At 61.9% G+C, this 14,296-nt stretch carries 24 protein-coding genes; 1 reads left to right on the top strand and 23 read right to left on the bottom strand.

Going from position 1 to position 14,296, the window contains the following annotated elements; translation table 11 throughout:
• Positions 1–78: 78 nt before the first annotated feature.
• The 22 genes from ACZYX4_RS00860 to rpsJ all read right to left on the bottom strand — a co-directional run bounded on the left by ACZYX4_RS00860 (position 79) and on the right by rpsJ (position 12,187).
• Complete coding sequence (locus ACZYX4_RS00860; protein WP_463873194.1) at positions 79–648, bottom strand: adenylate kinase; 570 nt, start codon at positions 646–648, stop codon at positions 79–81.
• Between the two features lie 5 nt (positions 649–653).
• Positions 654–1,964: a preprotein translocase subunit SecY gene (gene secY / locus ACZYX4_RS00855; protein ID WP_463873193.1), complete on the bottom strand. Its 1,311-nt coding sequence runs from the start codon at positions 1,962–1,964 to the stop codon at positions 654–656.
• 184 nt (positions 1,965–2,148) lie between these two features.
• Positions 2,149–2,643 carry a 50S ribosomal protein L15 gene (gene rplO / locus ACZYX4_RS00850; protein ID WP_463872988.1) on the bottom strand — a complete coding sequence of 165 codons (495 nt, stop codon included), beginning with the start codon at positions 2,641–2,643 and terminating at the stop codon, positions 2,149–2,151.
• A complete protein-coding gene (gene rpmD / locus ACZYX4_RS00845; RefSeq protein WP_463872987.1) occupies positions 2,643–2,849 on the bottom strand; it encodes a 50S ribosomal protein L30 in 207 nt (68 codons plus the stop codon). Before rpmD ends, rplO begins: the two co-directional genes overlap by 1 nt.
• 1 nt (position 2,850) lies before the next feature.
• Positions 2,851–3,540, bottom strand: a complete 690-nt coding sequence (rpsE, locus tag ACZYX4_RS00840) for a 30S ribosomal protein S5 (protein WP_463872986.1) — start codon at positions 3,538–3,540, stop codon at positions 2,851–2,853.
• Between the two features lie 26 nt (positions 3,541–3,566).
• Positions 3,567–3,950 (bottom strand): 50S ribosomal protein L18, encoded by a 384-nt coding sequence (gene rplR, locus ACZYX4_RS00835; RefSeq protein ID WP_307460555.1) that lies wholly within the window; start codon positions 3,948–3,950, stop codon positions 3,567–3,569.
• 2 nt (positions 3,951–3,952) lie between these two features.
• Entirely contained in the window at positions 3,953–4,489 is a 537-nt protein-coding gene (gene rplF / locus ACZYX4_RS00830; protein ID WP_463872985.1) for a 50S ribosomal protein L6, read from the bottom strand.
• Between the two features lie 18 nt (positions 4,490–4,507).
• On the bottom strand, positions 4,508–4,906 hold the full coding sequence (gene rpsH / locus ACZYX4_RS00825; RefSeq protein WP_056425243.1) for a 30S ribosomal protein S8: 399 nt from the start codon (positions 4,904–4,906) through the stop codon (positions 4,508–4,510).
• 90 nt (positions 4,907–4,996) lie between these two features.
• The gene (gene rplE, locus ACZYX4_RS00820) at positions 4,997–5,578 is read right to left on the bottom strand and encodes a 50S ribosomal protein L5 (protein WP_024366124.1); all 582 of its coding nucleotides are present in this window, start codon (positions 5,576–5,578) and stop codon (positions 4,997–4,999) included.
• Positions 5,578–5,937, bottom strand: coding sequence for a 50S ribosomal protein L24 (gene rplX, locus ACZYX4_RS00815; protein WP_307460561.1), 360 nt, complete (start codon positions 5,935–5,937; stop codon positions 5,578–5,580). The genes rplE and rplX overlap by 1 nt, the downstream gene beginning before the upstream one ends.
• A gap of 3 nt (positions 5,938–5,940) precedes the next feature.
• On the bottom strand, positions 5,941–6,309 hold the full coding sequence (rplN, locus tag ACZYX4_RS00810) for a 50S ribosomal protein L14 (protein ID WP_003803789.1): 369 nt from the start codon (positions 6,307–6,309) through the stop codon (positions 5,941–5,943).
• A 501-nt stretch (positions 6,310–6,810) separates the two neighbouring features.
• The gene (gene rpsQ / locus ACZYX4_RS00805) at positions 6,811–7,119 is read right to left on the bottom strand and encodes a 30S ribosomal protein S17 (protein WP_326966704.1); all 309 of its coding nucleotides are present in this window, start codon (positions 7,117–7,119) and stop codon (positions 6,811–6,813) included.
• Positions 7,116–7,445 (bottom strand): 50S ribosomal protein L29, encoded by a 330-nt coding sequence (gene rpmC, locus ACZYX4_RS00800; protein ID WP_463872984.1) that lies wholly within the window; start codon positions 7,443–7,445, stop codon positions 7,116–7,118. Before rpmC ends, rpsQ begins: the two co-directional genes overlap by 4 nt.
• A gap of 2 nt (positions 7,446–7,447) precedes the next feature.
• Positions 7,448–7,864 carry a 50S ribosomal protein L16 gene (rplP, locus tag ACZYX4_RS00795; RefSeq protein ID WP_024366129.1) on the bottom strand — a complete coding sequence of 139 codons (417 nt, stop codon included), beginning with the start codon at positions 7,862–7,864 and terminating at the stop codon, positions 7,448–7,450.
• Positions 7,865–8,713: a 30S ribosomal protein S3 gene (rpsC, locus tag ACZYX4_RS00790; RefSeq protein ID WP_463872983.1), complete on the bottom strand. Its 849-nt coding sequence runs from the start codon at positions 8,711–8,713 to the stop codon at positions 7,865–7,867. It lies immediately after the preceding gene.
• Positions 8,714–9,079, bottom strand: a complete 366-nt coding sequence (gene rplV, locus ACZYX4_RS00785) for a 50S ribosomal protein L22 (protein ID WP_069949298.1) — start codon at positions 9,077–9,079, stop codon at positions 8,714–8,716. It abuts the gene before it with no gap.
• A gap of 38 nt (positions 9,080–9,117) precedes the next feature.
• Entirely contained in the window at positions 9,118–9,399 is a 282-nt protein-coding gene (gene rpsS / locus ACZYX4_RS00780; protein ID WP_018773666.1) for a 30S ribosomal protein S19, read from the bottom strand.
• A gap of 12 nt (positions 9,400–9,411) precedes the next feature.
• Positions 9,412–10,251: a 50S ribosomal protein L2 gene (rplB, locus tag ACZYX4_RS00775; RefSeq protein ID WP_069949299.1), complete on the bottom strand. Its 840-nt coding sequence runs from the start codon at positions 10,249–10,251 to the stop codon at positions 9,412–9,414.
• A gap of 29 nt (positions 10,252–10,280) precedes the next feature.
• A complete protein-coding gene (rplW, locus tag ACZYX4_RS00770) occupies positions 10,281–10,586 on the bottom strand; it encodes a 50S ribosomal protein L23 (RefSeq protein ID WP_024366132.1) in 306 nt (101 codons plus the stop codon).
• Positions 10,583–11,206 carry a 50S ribosomal protein L4 gene (rplD, locus tag ACZYX4_RS00765; protein WP_463872982.1) on the bottom strand — a complete coding sequence of 208 codons (624 nt, stop codon included), beginning with the start codon at positions 11,204–11,206 and terminating at the stop codon, positions 10,583–10,585. The genes rplW and rplD overlap by 4 nt, the downstream gene beginning before the upstream one ends.
• A gap of 4 nt (positions 11,207–11,210) precedes the next feature.
• A complete protein-coding gene (rplC, locus tag ACZYX4_RS00760) occupies positions 11,211–11,861 on the bottom strand; it encodes a 50S ribosomal protein L3 (protein WP_024366134.1) in 651 nt (216 codons plus the stop codon).
• 17 nt (positions 11,862–11,878) lie between these two features.
• Positions 11,879–12,187, bottom strand: a complete 309-nt coding sequence (rpsJ, locus tag ACZYX4_RS00755) for a 30S ribosomal protein S10 (RefSeq protein WP_024366135.1) — start codon at positions 12,185–12,187, stop codon at positions 11,879–11,881.
• A 472-nt stretch (positions 12,188–12,659) separates the two neighbouring features.
• On the opposite strand from rpsJ, the gene ACZYX4_RS00750 reads away from it, so the two are divergent.
• Positions 12,660–14,090, top strand: coding sequence for a GH1 family beta-glucosidase (locus ACZYX4_RS00750; RefSeq protein WP_463872981.1), 1,431 nt, complete (start codon positions 12,660–12,662; stop codon positions 14,088–14,090).
• A 65-nt stretch (positions 14,091–14,155) separates the two neighbouring features.
• On the opposite strand, the gene ACZYX4_RS00745 is transcribed toward ACZYX4_RS00750, so the two are convergent.
• A complete protein-coding gene (locus ACZYX4_RS00745) occupies positions 14,156–14,281 on the bottom strand; it encodes a hypothetical protein (protein ID WP_463872980.1) in 126 nt (41 codons plus the stop codon).
• Between the last annotated feature and the right edge of the window lie 15 nt (positions 14,282–14,296).

Raw genomic sequence — 14,296 nt, 5'->3', positions numbered from 1 at the left:
CGGCGGGGAGAGGCCCACCGGCCAAATGGCGGAGGCCCCTCCCGATCATCCGGGAGGGGCCTCGAGGTTCGTGGCCTATCAGGCCGTCTGGGCCTCTTTGATGGCCTGCATGACGCGGTCGGTGACCTCGTCGATGCCGCCGATGCCATCGACGCGGGTCAGGATGCCGCGGTCGGCATACTTGGCGACCACAGCCTCCGTCTGCTCGTGGTAAAGATCAAGGCGGTGCCGGATGACGGCTTCGTTGTCGTCAGTGCGTCCGGTTTCCAGGGCGCGGCCCAGCAGGCGGGTGACGAGTTCCTCGTCGTCGGCCGTGAGCTGCAGGACGACGTCGAGCTTCTGGTCGCCGTCGGCCAGGATCCCGTCGAGGTAGTCCACCTGCGCGGTGGTGCGCGGGTAGCCGTCCAGGAGGAAGCCGTTCGCCACGTCGTCCTCGCCAAGGCGGTCGCGGACCATCTTGTTGGTCACGCTGTCCGGGACAAAGTCGCCCGCGTCCATGTACTTCTTGGCTTCGATGCCCAACGGCGTCTCACCCTTGACGTTGGCGCGGAAGATATCCCCTGTGGAGATCGCAATCACGCCGAGGCGCTCCGAAATGCGCTCCGCCTGCGTTCCCTTGCCGGAGCCGGGAGGTCCGATAATCAACATTCTCGTCATCGCAAAAGCCCTTCGTAGTGACGCTGCTGTAGCTGCGCATCAATCTGCTTGACGGTCTCCAAACCTACGCCGACCATGATCAGGATCGAGGTGCCACCGAACGGGAAGTTCTGGTTGGCATTGATCAGGACCAGTGCGACCAGCGGGATGAGTGCCACAAAAGCCAGGTAAATGGCACCGGGGAGCGTGATCCTGGCAAGCACATACTGCAGGTAGTCTGCGGTCGGCTTGCCTGCACGGATACCCGGAATGAAGCCGCCGTACTTCTTCATGTTGTCAGAAACTTCTTCAGGGTTGAAAGTGATCGCAACATAGAAGTAAGTGAAGAACACAATCATGGCGAAGTAGAGCACCATGTAGATCGGCTGGTCGCCGCGGACCAGGTTGTTGTTGATCCACTCCACCCAGGGTGCAAGCGGCTCGCCGGGCTGGGGCTGGTTGAACTGCGAGATCAGGCCCGGCAGGTACAGCATCGAGGATGCGAAGATGACGGGCACGACGCCGGCCATGTTCACCTTGATCGGGATGTACGTGCTGGTGCCGCCGACGGTCCGCCGGCCAATCATCCGCTTGGCGTACTGCACCGGAATGCGGCGCTGGGACTGCTCCACGAAGACCACTGCGGCCACGGTCAGCAGGCCGATGACCAGGACCATGAAGAAGGTGCCGGGGCCCTGAGAGGTCCAGATGGCGCCGAGCGAGCCGGGGAAGCTGGAAACGATCGAGGTGAAGATCAGCAGCGACATGCCGTTGCCGACACCCTTTTCGGTCACGAGCTCGCCCATCCACATGATGAGGCCGGTACCGGCGGTCAACGTGATGATGATGAGGATCGTGGTGACGATGCTGTCGTCCGGGATGATCGGCAGCTGGCAGTTCGGCAGCAGCTGGCCGGAGCGTGCGAGCGAGACCAGGGTCGTGGCGTTGAGCAGGCCGAGGGCGATAGTCAGGTAACGCGTGTACTGCGTCAGCTTCGACTGCCCCGCGGCGCCTTCCTCGTACAGCTGCTGGAAGCGGGGAATGACCACTCGGAGCAGTTGGACGATGATGCTCGCCGTGATGTACGGCATGATGCCCAGGGCGAAGACGGACACCTGGAGCAGTGCACCGCCGCTGAACAGGTTGACGAGCTGATAGATGCCGCCCGTGGTCTGACCGTTCTGCAAGCATTGCTGGACATTCTGGTAGTTCACACCAGGCGAGGGGACGAAGGCACCCAAGCGGAAGATTGTGATGATTCCCAGCGTGAACAACAACTTGCGTCGCAGATCAGGCGTGCGAAAGGCCCGGCCAAATGCGCTAAGCAAGCGTCCTCCTGAGTTATGTAAAGTCGTGTGAGATAGGTCAAATAAACCCAACAACCGAGTCTAACGGGTGGACGCGTCCTGCGAACAATCGCAGGGCCGGAAAAAAGAAAAACTCCCGGTACCTGAGGGCCTGAGCCCCTGGGTACCGGGAGTTTCCACAACGGGCAACTGCCCCGCCGCCTCGTTAGAGGGCGGTGGTGCTTCCGCCTGCTGCAGCAATCTTTTCTGCGGCGCTGGCCGAGAATGCGTGGACGGTGACGTCAACCTTGACGGTGATGTCGCCGGTGCCAAGCACCTTGACGGGCTGGTTCTTGCGAACGGCACCCTTTTCGACCAGGTTCTCCACGGTGACTGCGCCACCTTCCGGGAACAGCTCGTTGAGCTTGTCCAGGTTTACAACCTGGTACTCAACCCGGAACGGGTTCTTGAAGCCGCGCAGCTTCGGCAGGCGCATGTGCAGCGGCAACTGGCCGCCGGCAAAGCCAGCCTTGATCTGGTAGCGGGCCTTCGTACCCTTGGTACCGCGACCGGCGGTCTTGCCCTTGGAACCTTCGCCACGACCAACACGGGTCTTGGCGGTCTTGGCACCCGGGGCGGGACGCAGGTGGTGAACCTTCAGTGCGTTCTGCTTCTCAGCAGCGGCGCCCTGTGCCTTTACGGCGGTGTTCTTCTCTGCCATTACTTCGCCTCCTCTACCTTTACCAGGTGCGGAACCGTGTTGAGCATCCCGACGGTCACGGAGTCGGCGGTGCGGACAACGGTGTGTCCGATCCGCTTCAGGCCGAGGGACCGCAGGGTGTCGCGCTGGTTCTGCTTGCCGCCAATAGACGACCTAATCTGAGTGATCTCCAACTTTGCGTCGGAGACAAGCACGTTCTTAGCCAACTCAGACACCTGCCTTCTGGTTCAAAATCGCCTTCACCATTGCCGGCGGAGCGATCTCGTCGAGCGGGAGGCCGCGGCGTGCTGCCACTGCTGCCGGCTCTTCGAGGCGCTTCAGCGCGTCAACGGTCGCGTGCACGATGTTGATGGCGTTGGAGGAACCGAGCGACTTGGAGAGGATGTCGTGGATGCCCACGCACTCCAGTACTGCACGGACCGGACCGCCGGCGATAACGCCGGTACCGGCGGAAGCCGGACGCAGCATGACGACGCCTGCGGCGGCTTCACCCTGAACGCGGTGCGGGATGGTGCTGCCGATGCGGGGAACGCGGAAGAAGGACTTCTTGGCTTCTTCAACGCCCTTCGCGATGGCGGCCGGAACTTCCTTAGCCTTGCCGTAGCCAACGCCGACCATACCGTTGCCGTCACCGACGACGACGAGGGCGGTGAAGCTAAAGCGACGACCACCCTTGACGACCTTGGAAACACGGTTGATGGTTACGACGCGCTCTACGAACTGGCTCTTTTCGGCTTCGCGGCCACCATCGCGGCCACCACGGCCACCACGGTCGCCACGGCCCTGGCCCTGGCCGCGGTCGCCACGCTCGCCACGACGAGCAGCGCCACCACGGGCGCCGTCGGTGGTAGCAGGCGCAGCGGTCTCAGTTGCCGGAGCAGCTACAGCTTCAGTCACCTGAATGTCCTTTTCGTTATTTTCGGTCACAGTGACAGCCCACCTTCACGTGCGCCGTCAGCGACGGCGGCGATCCGGCCGTGGTACTTGTTACCACCGCGGTCGAAGACAACAGCTTCGATACCGGCAGCCTTGGCACGCTCGGCGACGAGCTCGCCAACGCGCTTGGCCTTGGCAGTCTTGTCACCGTCGAATGCACGAAGGTCGGCTTCCAGAGTGGAGGCGCTCGCTACGGTCAGGCCCTGGGTGTCATCGACAACCTGGACGAATACGTGGCGTGCGGACCGGTTGACGACCAGACGAGGACGTACAGCCGTTCCGGAGATGCGCTTGCGGATACGAAGCTGGCGGCGGCTGCGCTGGGCAGACTTGCTCTTGTTCGTACGCTTCTTGTTAATTGCGATCGCCATGGTTACTTACCAGCCTTTCCGACCTTGCGGCGGATGACTTCGCCTGCGTAACGGATGCCCTTGCCCTTGTAGGGGTCCGGCTTCCGCAGCTTGCGAATGTTGGCAGCAACCTCGCCGACCTGCTGCTTGGAGATACCTGAAACAGAGAGCTTGGTCGGGGTCTCTACTGCAAAGGTGATGCCGTTCGGTGCCAAGATGTTAACCGGGTGGCTGTAGCCCAGAGCGAACTCCAGGTCAGAACCCTTTGCCTGAACGCGGTAACCGGTACCGACGATTTCAAGCTTCTTCTCGTAGCCTGCGGTGACACCCTGGATCATGTTGGCGATCAGGGTGCGGGTCAGGCCGTGCAGCGAACGTGAGGCGCGCTCGTCGTTCGGGCGGGCGACAGTCAGGGTGCCATCTTCCAGGGAAACCTCGATCGGGCTGGGCACAGTGTGGCTCAGCTCGCCTTTGGAACCCTTGACGCTGACGACAGAGCCGTCAACCTTGACCTCAACGCCGGCAGGAACGGTGATGGGGAGACGTCCAATACGTGACATTATTCTCTTCCTTTCCCGTTACCAGACGTAAGCGAGGACTTCGCCGCCCACGCCCTTCTTGCCGGCCTGCTTGTCAGTCAAGAGGCCGGAAGAGGTGGACAGGATTGCGACACCCAGGCCACCGAGCACGTGCGGCAGGTTGGTGGACTTTGCGTAAACGCGCAGTCCCGGCTTGGAAATACGACGAACGCCAGCGATTGAACGCTCGCGGTTCGGACCGAATTTGAGCTCGAGGGTCAGCTTCTTGCCAACCTCAGCGTCTTCTTCTTTCCAGGAGGCGATGTAACCTTCGGCCTTCAGGATGTCGGCAACGCGTGCCTTGAGCTTGCTGTACGGCATAGACACGGAATCGTGGTATGCCGAGTTTGCGTTGCGCAGACGCGTAAGCATGTCTGCGACGGGATCTGTCATTGTCATGGTGGGCTCTTGCCCTTCCTCATAACGGTTTCCGCCGTGCAGTCATCCCCGGAGGGAACCAGCACGTAACGGACCTTTTACGTAGCTAGATTAATCTTCGGTCTTGAACGGGAAGCCAAGCGCCTTGAGCAGCGCGCGGCCTTCGTCGTCGGTCTTGGCAGTGGTCACGACGGTGATGTCCATGCCGCGAACGCGGTCGATGGAATCCTGGTCGATCTCGTGGAACATAACCTGCTCGGTCAGACCGAAGGTGTAGTTGCCGTTGCCGTCGAACTGCTTGCCGCTGAGGCCCCGGAAGTCGCGGATACGCGGCAGAGCCAGCGTGACCAGACGGTCCAGGAATTCCCACATGCGGTCCCCACGCAGAGTTGCGTGTGCACCGATCGGCATGCCTTCGCGCAGCTTGAACTGTGCGATCGACTTGCGGGCCTTGGTTACCTGCGGCTTCTGGCCGGTGATCAGGGTCAGATCGCGGACAGCGCCGTCGATCAGCTTGGAGTCCTTGGCGGCATCTCCAACACCCATGTTCACAACGACCTTGACCAGACGGGGAACCTGGTTGACGTTCTCGTACTTGAATTCCTCAACGAGCGTGCTCTTGATGGAATCCGCGTACTTGGTCTTCAGACGAGGAACGATCTTGCTTGCCGGAGTCTCGAGAGTCTCAGTCATTAGATGTCCTTCCCTGAGCTCTTGGCCACGCGGACACGCACGTCGCGCTTCACGCCATCGCGCTCAACGGTCTCGGTGCGGAAACCGACGCGGGTGGGCTTCTTGGTGGACGGGTCAACCAGAGCCACGTTGGAGATGTGGATCGTAGCCTCGACGACTTCGATGCCACCGGTCTTGGTGCCGCGCTGCGACTGACCGACCTTGGTGTGCTTGGTTACGCGGTTAATGCCTTCGACCAGCACGCGGTTGGTCTCGGGGAAGACGCGCAGAACCTTGCCCTGCTTGCCCTTGTCGCCGCCGCGCTCAGCCTTGGCGCCAGTGATGACCTGAACGAGGTCACCCTTTTTGATCTTAGCCATGGACTAAAGCACCTCCGGAGCCAGAGAAACGATCTTCATGAACTTCTTATCGCGAAGTTCACGACCAACCGGTCCGAAGATACGGGTACCGCGGGGGTCACCGTCGTTCTTCAGGATCACAGCTGCGTTCTCGTCAAACTTGATATAGGAACCATCCGCACGGCGGCGTTCCTTCTTGGTACGGACGATGACAGCCTTGACGACGTCGCCCTTCTTTACGTTGCCGCCCGGAATTGCGTCCTTGACGGTAGCGACGATTACGTCGCCAATGCCTGCGTAGCGACGGCCAGATCCACCGAGAACGCGAATGGTAAGGATTTCCTTAGCACCCGTGTTGTCGGCGACCTTGAGTCGCGACTCCTGCTGAATCACTATTTACTCCTTGCGTCGCGCGGGTTCTCAGACCGAAAATCTTCCTACGGAATGAGCCTTGCGGAACGGTTGATCGGGGTGTCTCTTGACCTGCCTGGATTTTGCCAGACCAGGCCTAAACTCCCGTGCCAACAACATTTGCTTCCCACACGGATTCCGACGAGTCGGGGCGCTAGGGGGCACTATGCCGTGGCACGATTGTTTACGAGGTTGATGACGGCGCACAGAGGGCGCCATACAAACTCAAAATCTTAGCACGTTTCTGGCCCCAGTCAGAATCCGCCCTACCACAGACGACGGCGTCACGCACGGCAGCCTTTCGGCCCGCCGGCCGCGGCGCTCCCCCGGATACCCGGCCCGCCGGCGTCGTACGCCTGCTGAAAGCCTGCCGTGCGTGACGCGGTGCGCTGCCTGCCACCGCCCGCCGCGCTCCCCCGCCAACGGAGAAACCCCCGCTCCCAGAAGGGAACGGGGGTTTCTCGTACAGCGAGGCTGCAGGTGTTACTTGGCCTTCTCGAGGATCTCCACCAGACGCCACCGCTTGGTAGCGGAGAGCGGGCGGGTCTCGGCGAGGAGAACGAGGTCGCCGATACCGGCGCTGTTCTCTTCGTCGTGAGCCTTGATCTTCGTGTTGCGGCGAAGGACCTTGCCATAGAGGGCGTGCTTCACACGGTCCTCGACCTGGACAACAATGGTCTTTTCCATCTTGTCCGAGACGACGTAGCCACGCTTCGTCTTACGGTCACCGCGCTCGGCGGCCGTAGCTGCGTCGGAAACAGTTTCCGTCACGTTCTCGTCCTTTTCACTCACTTGGTGTCCTCCTTGGTCTCAACCTTTTCAGCCTTGTCGGCCTTCTTGGTCGCAGCCTTCTTGGACTTCTTTTCTTCCTTGGCTTCCACAACCGGTGCGGCAACCTCGACACGAATGCCCAGCTCGCGCTCACGGAGCACGGTGTAGATGCGTGCGATGTCCTTCTTTACCGCGCGCAGTCGACCGTGGTTCTCCAGCTGGCCGGTGGCGGACTGGAAACGCAGGTTGAACAGCTCTTCCTTGGCCTTACGGAGTTCCTCAACGAGTCGCTCGTTGTCGAAACTGTCCAGCTGTGCGGATGCAAGTTCCTTGGATCCTACTGACATTTCTATTCACCACCTTCGCGACGCAGAATGCGTGCCTTCAACGGGAGCTTGTGGATCGCCAAGCGAAGTGCCTCGCGGGCAGTTTCTTCATCCACACCGGAGATCTCGAAGAGAACCCGGCCCGGCTTGACGTTTGAGACCCACCATTCCGGAGAACCCTTACCGGAACCCATGCGGGTTTCGGCAGGCTTCTTCGTCAGCGGACGGTCCGGGTAGATGTTGATCCAGACCTTTCCGCCACGCTTGATGTGGCGGGTCATCGCGATACGGGCAGACTCGATCTGACGGTTCGTGACGTATGCCGGGCTCAGAGCCTGGATACCCCATTCACCGAAGGAGACCTTGGTGCCGCCCGTAGCAGCGCCGGAACGACCCGGGTGGTGCTGCTTACGGTGCTTGACTCGACGTGGGATAAGCATTTAAGCCTGTCCTCCTTCTACAGCCGGTGCTGCTGCTGCTGCTTCAACAGCCGGAGCTTCGGCAGCAGCGGGTGCAGCCTCGGCCGGGCGGTCGGTACGACGACGGCGGTCACCACGGTCACCACGGTCAGCGCCACCCGGGCGGCCCGGGCGGTCGCTGGGACCACGGCCGCGGGACGGAGCAGCAGCTGCCTGCTGAGCCAGTTCCTTGGCGGTGACGTCACCCTTGTAGATCCAGACCTTCACGCCGATGCGGCCGAAGGTGGTCTTGGCCTCGTAGAAGCCGTAGTCGATGTTCGCGCGGAGGGTGTGCAGGGGCACACGGCCTTCGCGGTAGAACTCCGAGCGGGACATTTCTGCGCCGCCCAGTCGACCCGAGCAAGCGATACGGATGCCCTTGGCACCTGCACGCTGTGCGGACTGCATGGCCTTCTTCATCGCACGGCGGAAAGCCACGCGGGAAGTCAGCTGCTCAGCAACGCCCTGGGCAACAAGCTGTGCTTCCATCTCGGGGTTCTTGACCTCGAGGATGTTCAGCTGAACCTGCTTGCCGGTGAGCTTTTCGAGCTCGCCGCGGATGCGGTCTGCTTCTGCACCGCGGCGGCCGATAACGATGCCCGGACGTGCCGTGTGGATATCCACACGGACACGGTCGCGGGTGCGCTCGATTTCAACCTTGGCGATACCGGCGCGCTCCATGCCCGTGGACATGAGCTGGCGGATACGGATGTCTTCGCGGACGAAGTCCTTGTACCGCTGGCCGGGCTTGGTGCTGTCAGCAAACCAGTGCGATACGTGATCGGTGGTGATGCCGAGTCGGAACCCGTGCGGGTTAACTTTCTGTCCCACTTAGCGAGCCTCCTCTTTCTCAGGGGTAGCGACTACCACGGTGATGTGGCTCGTGCGCTTCTTGATCTGAAATGCACGACCCTGGGCTCGCGGCTGGAACCGCTTCATGGTCGGGCCTTCATCAACATACATTTCGCTGATGATGAGGTCACCTTCGTCAAACGCCACACCGTCGCGGTCCGCGAGGACCCGGGCGTTGGAGATTGCCGACTGAACTACCTTGAATACCGGCTCTGAAGCTGCCTGGGGGGCAAACTTCAGAATTGCCAGAGCCTCATTCGCTTGCTTACCACGAACAAGGTTGACGACGCGCCGGGCCTTCATAGGCGTTACGCGGATGTGACGCGCAATTGCCTTGGCTTCCATTGCTTTCCTTCTCTCGTCTTTGACGTAAGTGCAGGCGCCTAGCGGCGCTTGCCCTTACGGTCGTCCTTGACATGGCCGCGGAATGTCCGCGTGGGAGCGAATTCGCCGAGCTTGTGCCCGACCATCGACTCAGTGACAAACACGGGGATGTGCTTGCGTCCGTCGTGTACGGCGATCGTGTGGCCGAGCATGTCGGGGACGATCATCGAGCGGCGGGACCAGGTCTTGATGACGTTCTTGGTGCCCTTTTCGTTTTCCCTGGCTACCTTTACAAAGAGGTGCTGGTCAACGAAAGGACCTTTTTTCAGGCTGCGTGGCATGTGTCCAGGCTCCTATCGCTTGTTCTTGCCAGTACGACGGCGACGAACAATAAGCTTGTCGCTCTCTTTGTTGGGACGGCGGGTGCGGCCTTCGCGCTTACCGTTCGGGTTGACGGGGTGACGTCCACCGGACGTCTTACCCTCGCCACCACCGTGGGGGTGGTCGACCGGGTTCATGGCGACACCACGGACGGTCGGGCGAACGCCCTTCCAGCGCATACGGCCGGCCTTACCCCAGTTGATGTTCGACTGCTCGGCGTTGCCGACCTCGCCGACGGTTGCGCGGCAGCGCACGTCAACGTTGCGGATTTCGCCGGAAGGCAGACGCAGCTGGGCGAAACGGCCTTCCTTAGCAACGAGCTGGATCGATGCGCCGGCGGAGCGGCCCATCTTGGCGCCGCCACCCGGACGCAGTTCAACTGCGTGGATTACGGTACCCACCGGGATGTTGCGCAGCGGCAGGTTGTTGCCGGGCTTGATGTCAGCGTCGGCACCTGCCTCTACGGTGTCACCCTGGGACAGCTTGTTCGGGGCAATGATGTACCGCTTGGTGCCATCAATGTAGTGAAGGAGGGCGATGCGAGCCGTACGGTTCGGATCGTACTCAATTTCGGCAACGCGGGCGTTGACGCCGTCCTTGTCGTGGCGACGGAAGTCGATCAGACGGTACTGGCGCTTGTGGCCACCACCCTTGTGACGGGTCGTGATCTTACCGGTGTTGTTACGGCCACCCTTTTTCGGGAGGGGACGTACCAACGACTTTTCCGGCGTCGACCGCGTGATTTCAGTGAAGTCCGCTACGCTCGAGCCGCGACGGCCCGGGGTAGTCGGCTTATATTTACGGATTCCCATAATTTATTTCCTCGTTAAAGTGGTCTCCGCTACGAGAGCGGACCGCCGAAGATGTCGATCGTGCCTTCTTTGAGGCTCACAATTGCACGCTTGGTGTTCTTGCGGGTACCCCATCCGAATTTGGTCCGCTTGCGCTTACCGGCACGGTTGATGGTGTTGATCGAGTCGACCTTGACGGAGAAGATTTTCTCCACGGCCAGCTTGATCTCGGTCTTGTTCGAGCGGGGGTCCACCAGGAAGGTGTACTTGCCCTCATCGATCAGGCCGTAGCTCTTTTCCGAGACGACGGGTGCAAGCACGACGTCGCGCGGATCTTTGATGGTGGCTGCACTCACTTGGCATCCTCCTCGTTCTTTGCCACTGCCTTGGAAGCAACGAATGCTTCGTAGGCAGCCTTGGTGAAGACAACGTCATCGGAGACGAGAACGTCGTAGGTGTTCAGCTGGTCTGCGTACAGAACGTGAACATCAGTGAGGTTGCGCACGGAGAGTGCAGCAACATCGTTGGCGCGCTCGATGACAACGAGCAGGTTCTTGCGCTCGGAGACACCCCGCAGGCTTGCCAGTGCTGCGCTGGCGGACGGCTTGGTGCCGGGAACCAGTTCAGCAACGACGTGGATGCGGCCGTTACGGGCGCGGTCAGAGAGAGCGCCGCGCAGGGCAGCAGCAATCATCTTCTTGGGGGTGCGCTGGCTGTAGTCACGCGGCGTGGGGCCGTGGACTACGCCACCACCGGTCATGTGAGGAGCACGGATTGAACCCTGACGGGCGCGGCCGGTGCCCTTCTGCTTGAACGGCTTGCGACCTGCACCGGAAACCTCGGCGCGGGTCTTGGTCTTGTGGGTACCCTGGCGAGCTGCAGCGAGCTGGGCAACGACGACCTGGTGCATTAGCGGCACGTTGGTCTGTACGTCGAAGATCTCTGCAGGCAGGTCAACCTTGACAGTGCTAGTCATTGAACTAGGCTCCCTTCACGGCGGTGCGTACGAGTACGACCTGGCCGCGGGCGCCGGGGACGGCGCCCTTGATCAGGAGCAGCGACTTCTCGACGTCAACCGCGTGGACCGTGAGGTTCAGCGTGGTGTGACGAACGGCGCCCATGCGGCCGGCCATTTTCATGCCCTTGAAGACGCGGCTCGGGGTGGATGCGCCACCGATTGAACCGGGCTTACGGTGGTTCTTGTGTGCACCGTGGGAAGCTCCAACGCCGTGGAAGCCGTGACGCTTCATAACACCGGCGAAGCCCTTACCCTTGGTGGTGCCAACGACGTCGATCTTCTGGCCGGCTTCGAAGAGCTCTACGGAGAGCTCCTGGCCCAGCTCGTAAGAGTCAGCATCTGCAGTGCGCAGTTCGACGACGTGGCGGCGAGGCGTGACGCCTGCCTTTTCAAAGTGACCAGCCAGCGGCTTGGTGACCTTGCGGGGATCGATCTGGCCGTAGCCGATCTGAACGGCGACATAGCCATCAGTGTCTGCATTGCGCAGCTGCGTGATGACGTTCGAGTCAGCCTGGACCACAGTGACGGGGATGAGCTTGTTGTTCTCGTCCCAGACCTGGGTCATGCCGAGCTTCGTGCCCAGCAGGCCCTTTACGTTACGGGTTGCGGTCATAGTCTCTCAGCACCTCCCTACAGCTTGATTTCGATGTTCACGTCGGCCGGCAGGTCGAGACGCATAAGCGAATCAACAGCCTTGGGCGTGGGGTCGATGATGTCGATCAGACGCTTGTGAGTACGCATTTCGAAGTGCTCACGGCTGTCCTTGTACTTGTGCGGAGAGCGGATGACGCAGTAGATGTTCTTCTCCGTCGGCAGCGGCACAGGGCCAACTACCGTGGCGCCTGCGCGCGTGACCGTCTCAACGATCTTCCGTGCTGAAGAGTCAATGACCTCGTGGTCGTATGACTTCAGCCGGATGCGGATTTTTTGTCCCGCCATGTCGCCTGACTCTCTTTCGTTAGTGCTGCTCCAGTGAGGGCTGCTCTGTTTACTTGCGTGTTGCATGTGGCTGCCGAAGCAATTGAAGTCGTAACTACCACCCGCCGCACAAGCTGAATCCGGATAAATCCGGGTTCCTCAACCTGCCGGCGTAACCGACCCCCGCGGTCGGGCGTGTCGCGCTTTTCACGCATACACGTCCGCAGTTCTTTGGGGCGTGGGTTATGTTTGGTCTCCAACTTGGACCCTGACACCCGGCATTATCCGGATCGGGACACGAAAGAGCGCTTGAACAACTCATCTAGTATGCCGGAATTGCCGGGCAGAAGCGAATCGGCGGCCGGGCGGGGCGGGCATCCGCCGGGCAGTCACCGCGCCGCCTCCGGCCGTCTCGCGCGGTTCCGGAACGGACGACGGCGGGAGCCGACGTCCGATCATTGCCTTCAGCGGGCACCGTGGGGAAGATGGGGGCATGACTGTGCAGGATTCCGTAGCAGTTCAGGCCCTTGCCGCGCGCCTGGGCCCGGATTTCCAGCTGGGAGTTGCCTCGGCCGCTTTCCAGATTGAAGGATCGCTCGCGGCCGGCGGCCGCGGGCCCTCCGGCTGGGACGCCTTCGTCCAGAAGCCGGGCACCATCCAGGACGGCCACTCCCCCGCTGTCGCCTGCGACCACTACAACCGCACCGCGGAAGACGTCGAACTGATGCGCACACTCGGCATCGACTCCTACCGCTTCTCCCTCTCCTGGCCGCGGATCCAGCCGGACGGGTCCGGTCCGTTCAGCAGCGCAGGGCTCGACTTCTACGACCGGCTCATCGACCAGCTGCTGGAGGCCGGCATCTCCCCCATGGCGACGCTGTACCACTGGGACACCCCGCTGCCGCTGGAACACCGCGGCGGCTGGCTGCAGCGGGCCACCGCGGAACGCTTCGCCGAGTACAGCGCGGCGGCGGGCCGCCGTTTCGGCGACCGTGTCGCCCAGTGGGTGACGCTCAACGAACCGGTTTCCGTCACCCTCAACGGCTATGCCCTGGGGGTCCATGCCCCGGGCCACGACCTGCTCTTCGATGCCCTGCCCGCCGTGCACCACCAGCTCCTGGGGCACGGCCTCGCCGTTCAGGCGCTGCGCGCGGCGGGGGTCACCGGCGCCGTTGGCGTCACCAACCTGCATTCCCCGGTCCGGCCTGCGTCCCGGTCGGTGACGGACCGGTTCCTGGCCAACATCTTCGACCTGGTCCTGAACCGGGTCTATGCGGATCCAATCCTCCTGGGCAGCTACCCGAAAGTGCCGCTGGTCGCCAAGCCGTGGTTCCGTTCGCTGGGGAAGATCTCCGACGCGGACCTGCAGACCATTCACCAGCCCCTCGATTTCTACGGGCTGAACTACTACTACCCCGTGAAGGTCGCGACCGGGCGCGGCCCGGGTGACAGCCCGGCGGGCACCGCGGACGCGATGCTGAAGATGCCGTTCCATATGGCGGCGTTCCCGGAATACGCGACTACGGGTTTCGGCTGGCCCGTGGCGCCGGACCACCTGGGCCCGCTGCTCCGCGAGCTGAAGGACAGGTATGGCGCGGCGCTGCCTCCTGTGTACATCACCGAAAGCGGGGCCAGCTTCCCCGAGCCCGATCACGTGTCCGGCCCCATCGCGGACACGGACCGGATCAGCTACATCGCATCCCACCTGGGGCACGCCCTGGAGGCCACCGCGCCCGGCGGCATCGCCGAGGACGTAGCACTGCTGGGCTATTACGTCTGGACCCTGATGGACAACTTCGAGTGGGCGGCCGGGTACTCGCAGCGCTTCGGGCTGGTCCATGTCGACTTTGACACCCAGGAGCGCACGCCCAAGGATTCCTATTACTGGTACCAGGCGCTCAGCAGGGCACGCAAGATCAGCTGAGAGGACCCGCCGGCGCCGGGCCCGCGGTGGCCCGGCGCCCACTGGACGTTGTCCGTCTGTGCGCGCTACTTCTCCCGGTTGGACCGGTTGATGCGCTTGGCCCGTTCAATCTCGTCGCGGAAATGCTTCTTGGCCCAGAAGACAGTGGCGACGACGGCAACGGCAACCAACAGGAAAATAATCCAGCCCATTGTGAGCTCCCTTCG

The organism is Pseudarthrobacter leeuwenhoeki, assembly GCF_055412885.1.
The sequence above is the reverse complement of the archived record's forward strand: the minus strand, read 5'-3'. Positions and strand labels throughout refer to the sequence as shown.